The sequence below is a fragment of the Asaia sp. SF2.1 genome, from assembly GCF_000505765.1.
Taxonomy (GTDB): domain Bacteria; phylum Pseudomonadota; class Alphaproteobacteria; order Acetobacterales; family Acetobacteraceae; genus Asaia; species Asaia bogorensis.
This window is the reverse complement of sequence record NZ_AYXS01000006.1, coordinates 69,340-74,022: the sequence shown is the minus strand read 5'-3', so window position 1 is coordinate 74,022 and position 4,683 is coordinate 69,340. Positions and strand designations below refer to the sequence as shown.

6 protein-coding genes are annotated in these 4,683 nt (G+C 59.3%); 3 read left to right on the top strand and 3 right to left on the bottom strand.

What is annotated here, in order from left to right:
* From P792_RS37425 to P792_RS24880, 3 genes are all read left to right on the top strand, one after another.
* On the top strand, positions 1–347 hold a 347-nt coding region (locus P792_RS37425), incomplete at its 5' end, for a hypothetical protein (RefSeq protein WP_031240238.1).
* Between the two features lie 20 nt (positions 348–367).
* Complete coding sequence (locus tag P792_RS24885; protein WP_161630819.1) at positions 368–2,518, top strand: DotA/TraY family protein; 2,151 nt, start codon at positions 368–370, stop codon at positions 2,516–2,518.
* Between the two features lie 69 nt (positions 2,519–2,587).
* Positions 2,588–2,941, top strand: a complete 354-nt coding sequence (locus P792_RS24880) for a hypothetical protein (protein WP_023978005.1) — start codon at positions 2,588–2,590, stop codon at positions 2,939–2,941.
* Positions 2,942–3,253: 312 nt separating this feature from the next.
* On the opposite strand, the gene P792_RS24875 is transcribed toward P792_RS24880, so the two are convergent.
* From P792_RS24875 to P792_RS24870, 3 genes are all read right to left on the bottom strand, one after another.
* Positions 3,254–3,553, bottom strand: a complete 300-nt coding sequence (locus P792_RS24875) for a hypothetical protein (protein WP_152530156.1) — start codon at positions 3,551–3,553, stop codon at positions 3,254–3,256.
* A gap of 153 nt (positions 3,554–3,706) precedes the next feature.
* Positions 3,707–3,964, bottom strand: coding sequence for a type II toxin-antitoxin system prevent-host-death family antitoxin (locus P792_RS0118210; protein ID WP_023978003.1), 258 nt, complete (start codon positions 3,962–3,964; stop codon positions 3,707–3,709).
* 96 nt (positions 3,965–4,060) lie between these two features.
* Positions 4,061–4,552 (bottom strand): hypothetical protein, encoded by a 492-nt coding sequence (locus P792_RS24870; RefSeq protein ID WP_023978002.1) that lies wholly within the window; start codon positions 4,550–4,552, stop codon positions 4,061–4,063.
* Positions 4,553–4,683 lie beyond the last annotated feature (131 nt).

The following is a 4,683-nucleotide window of genomic DNA, read 5'->3' as shown; positions in this document are numbered from 1 at the left end:
CCAAGCTCGATGAGGCGATCGCCGCCGATCCGGAACTGGCCGCTCAGTACGGCAAGGTCCAGGCAGCCGTGAAGAACTGGGAGGTCCAGCGCAAGGCTGTCCAGCAGGTCGCGATCTCCCAGGGCAAGACGCTCGATGACGATGCGCTCATGCATATCAACGAAAAGGACAAGAAGCTCGCAGGCCGCATGCAGTCCCAGCCCGGCCAGCAGGAAGGCAAGAGCCTGTTCGAGGAAATCCCCGAGCAGATCCGCAAGCTGTTCGAAAAGGTCAAGGAGGCCATCCAGCGCGTCTTCAACCGGCAGCAGGCGCAAAGCCAGGAGAGCGGCATGTCGCGCGACGTCTGATGCGAAAGGGGAAAAGCGCCATGATCGGCCCAATCATTGTCCTGATGCTGCTCGTTCTGGGCGTTGCTCCTGCCCTGGCGCAGGACAGCACCACCGCCACGACGGCAACACCCAGCTGGAGCTACGACACCAGTGACGACTGGACGATCTGGGCCCTTCATACCCTTTTCCCGATCGGGGCAGGCGCCAGCACGGTCACGGGCACGATGTATCAGATCATCAATGTCCTCGTGGCCGGCCTGGGCAGCATCTATGCGCTCTATGCCCTGATGCTCAAGGGTCATGAAGTCAGCGAGACGGGCGAGATACTGGCGAATAAGTTCAATGGCCTGGTCGTGCCGCGCTATGTGCTGGCCAGCGCCATGCTGATACCGGCGCCCGGCCTGAACGGCCTAAGCCCCGGTCAGGCCGTATTCGTCGATGGTATCGGGATTGGTTCGATAAACGCGGCCCGGATGCTCAACAACGCCATTATCGATGCGATCGGCCCGCGCGCCCTCCCGATCGCCGACCCGATGGTTCCCAACACGCGCACGGTGGTTCAAGGTGTTATTGCCAATGAGATGTGCCGAGGGCTGATCAACGCCTTTACCAATAACAGTCAGTCCATTCCGGAGCCGGTTTACAGCACCGGCACCTACAGCATCAAACTCGATTATGGCCTTCCCGATGTGTGTGGATCAGTGGAAGTCTACCATCCTCCTTCGCACGACCAGCGTGTTGGCCTGAACTTCCCGGATATTTCCGATGCCCAGTTTGCGGCATTCAAAACCCTTGTTGCTGATATCCGCGAGAAGGTCGCGCCGATCGCAAGAGCCATGTACACGAACCATAGCGCCACCCCTTTGACCCAGCTGAATCCGGTCTTGCTCGAGGAGGCAAATAAATACAACAATGCTCTTGTCGGTGCCGCTGTGAGTGCGATCGCAACGATGCGCAACGCGACTAATGGCGGCAGAGAAGATCCCGGGATTGCCGAAATGCATCGTCTCGGTTGGACAGGGGCTGCGGCCTATTATCTCGAAATCGCACGCCTGAACGGTCAGGTCCTCGCTGCGTCCTCGATTACCCCCACCGTGACGGCGCCCAACTATTATATGTTGGGCGGATATCTGGCTCAGGATCTCAAGCCTTACATCCAGGCGCTCGATACCTATCAGGCCGACCAGAATGCTTCACTAACGTTGCTCGATACGTCCGCGATACCTGGACAGGCGCCCGAACTCGAAGCCGGGTTCGGAACCGAGGATCCGCCGTCATTGTCGTCGCCGTTTGATTGGGCATTACGCCGTCTGCATCTCAATGAGAGCCTCACGACAACCATGATGTCGCTGGTCGTGGCTCCGGCCGCAGGCTCTGGATGGGTCGATCCTTTTGCCTCTATTATTCACCTGGGACATTTCTTGATCCATTCTTCGTTCGCTACTATGGGCGTTCTCGCGCTTGCTGAGAGCGACCCCGGCGCAAGCCTTCTCAACGCCGGCAAAGACGCTGTGACCGGAAATGAAGTTGGTGCTGTCCTGTCTGGCCTCCGTTTTTTAGGCGGTAGCCTTTTGTCCCATCTGGCGCCCGCTATCATGAGCGCGCTGCTGGCGCTCCTGATCCCGGGGCTGATCCTCGCCTATCTTCTGCCGATGATGCCCTTCATGTATTTCTTTGCCGGTGTCATGGGGTGGTTCATCATCCTGATCGAAGCCGTCATTGCCCTGCCGATCGGGGCGATCGCGCATCTTGTTCTTGGCGGCGAGGGACTGCACGGCAAGGGGATACGGGTCTATGAGATGGCCTTTCATATCCTGCTGCGGCCTATCCTGATGCTGGCAGGACTAATGATGAGCTACACCCTGTTTTCCCTTGGCAGCTGGTTCCTGATGAAGGGCATGGCGATCTGTGCGGGCTTTGTCCTCGCCGACGGCTATCTGCTCGATAATCTCCTGGGTGATATCGTCATCATTGCGGTTTTCGTCTCGGGCGAAATGGCGCTCGCCAATCTCTGCTTTCGCCTCATCTCGACCATTCCCCATCATGCAACCGCCATGGCCGGGTTCGCCTCGATCGGTCGCGTGGACAGCGATAGCTGGGTGAGTGACACGGCTGGCAAGCACAGCCAGGGCAAGGCGCTGGAGGAAACGCGCAAGCTGGCCCAGACCGCCATGAGTGAGAAAAAATAATGATGGATCGGCAACCGGCTATAACGTATCGTTGTTACCAGAACCCACGGACGGCATCAGGAGGAGCATATGGATACATTCGAATATCAGGCGCTCCTGGACATCCGGAATGCGACGCGCCAGTTTGCCAAAACCGGCCAGAACACGGTTCCAGTGGAGCTCTACCGCGAGCAGCAGAAAGAGCTTGCCGGGGCACAGGCCTATATCGCCGCCCTGCAGGGCCAGCTCGCGGCAACCAAGGCGCAACTGAAGACAGCCGAGGATCGCGCAAGGCTCCACAAGATGCGCGAGGACGTGCAAACCGAGAACCTTGCCAACAGCAAGGAGCTCGTGGAAGAGCTGCGGGCCTACTTTCGCCCGAAGGTAGCACGTCTCGAGGAAGAGAACGCAGCCCTCAAGCAGCAGCTCACCGGCAAAGCCTGAGTCAGGTCTTTCGGCTCTCGGGTCTTGTCATGGCGGCGTCCCTTCTCGCGGGGTGCGCTTCCGGCAACATCCGAGCGGCGCCCCGACGGGGACCAGCGCCGCCTCCCGTCGTTCATGCGTTCTTCGATCCTTACGCCCCCTATGCAAGCGCGCCTGTTATCTGGAAACCGACTGTCGCTCCCCGCATGCAGCTCGGACGACCGCGCGATCCCGTGATCGAGGCCGGGCGGCCGGACTACGAAAACGCGCCGTGGTCGATCAATCAACAAGGGAAGAAGGCAGGGACTTTCTGAGGGTGGGACGCCTTATTGGTTACTTGTTTTCGATACCAGCGCGATCGATCATAGCCAACCGTCTCTCGTTGATTGCGGATGAGATTGCCTGTCGGATCGTGTTCGTCAGGCGCTGTGGCAGCAAACCGTACTCATAGAGCCCTGGGCGACCGGGGATCGGCCTCATATCCGGCGAAGGCCAGACATCCAGATTGGCTTCATCGAGAATGATCCACGATGCCCTCGCGGGATCGAGACCCAGATGTTGCTTTACTTTTGGCGGGATTTCAATGGCGGCGGTCTCATCACCCGGCCGGTGGGTCGTGATCGGCAGGATCATCGCTCTCTGCTCCCCGGAGGCGCCGATGATTGCGGCGACGATACTGGCCGGTCGCTCCTTTTCGCCGATCCGCTGCCCTGCACTATGCTGCCGTTTCCATACATATTCGTATCGAAAGACCAATCCGGGACGCGCTGCGGGAAGCACCACGCACTAATCGTCCAGCAAATGGTCGAGCGCTGCCTGCGCCGGGTTGGCATAGGGCTCGCCAAGTGCGTCAGCAAATTCGCACGGAATATCCTCAATGGCCACGACAAGTCTGTCACGCCGCCTGAGGCGTTCGAACTCATCGACAGGCATGATGACCAGCCTGTCGCGACCATGATAGCTCACCGTTACTGGCTCGCGTAAAGCAGCCTCCTGCACACGGGCTACATTGCGCTGAAGATCAAATGAACTGAAGCGCTGCATGGCTCTCTCCTCCAATATGCGTAATTTATGTATTTTCTCCCGCGATGGTCAAATTAAAGCATCAGAGCAGTAACCGTTACGGTGCCTGTTCGGCTATCACCGATGCCGTTTTGGCCATGCCGCTCGACCGGCTTTCAGAAACTGCCAGAACGAGCCGGGCGCGCCGCATCTGAGACGCCAGTTACCCAATGCCTGACGTAGATAGCCTGTCGCGAAAAGCAGGCCGACCAGCAGACTATCCATCACAAGTGCGGCGGAAGGCAGATGCCCCTGAACCAGGGCCGGGGCGAGCAGGGCCGTGATGTAAACAATGCCGAGCCCGAGAAAGAGCCAGCAATTGCGCCATGAACTTGCGATCGCTCTTCGCTGCGCGGGATCGAGTGTCCGTGTCCTGAGGCGCACGACGTTGAAGCCCGTTGCGTCGGCCTGCTGATCACCGTTTTCCTGCGCGCCTCTTTTGGCAGCACTCCAGACATCCTGAAGCAGGGCCCAGCCCGACGCGATCCCCTCGACATTGGCGCTGCGCCTGAGATTGCGCATCGGGCTGGGCAGGGCAATCAGCTTCAGGATCGTGCGCAGCCGGCTCATGGTGCCGCACGCGCCGCGACATCGAGCAGATCGCCCGGAATGCCATCCACCTTGTGTTCGACATCTCCCGCGTCGCGCCATGCAAAGGTTGGCGTTCCCTGCAGGTTGATCTGGTGAACGGTGTTCCTGTT

Bases quoted from the DNA above. Each gene is read 5' to 3' on its own strand.
- P792_RS24885 (WP_161630819.1), top strand. From the start codon at position 368: ATGATCGGCCCAATCATTGTCCTGATGCTGCTCGTTCTGGGCGTTGCT.
- P792_RS24880 (WP_023978005.1), top strand. From the start codon at position 2,588: ATGGATACATTCGAATATCAGGCGCTCCTGGACATCCGGAATGCGACG.
- P792_RS24875 (WP_152530156.1), bottom strand. From the start codon at position 3,553: ATGATCCTGCCGATCACGACCCACCGGCCGGGTGATGAGACCGCCGCC.
- P792_RS0118210 (WP_023978003.1), bottom strand. From the start codon at position 3,964: ATGCAGCGCTTCAGTTCATTTGATCTTCAGCGCAATGTAGCCCGTGTG.
- P792_RS24870 (WP_023978002.1), bottom strand. From the start codon at position 4,552: ATGAGCCGGCTGCGCACGATCCTGAAGCTGATTGCCCTGCCCAGCCCG.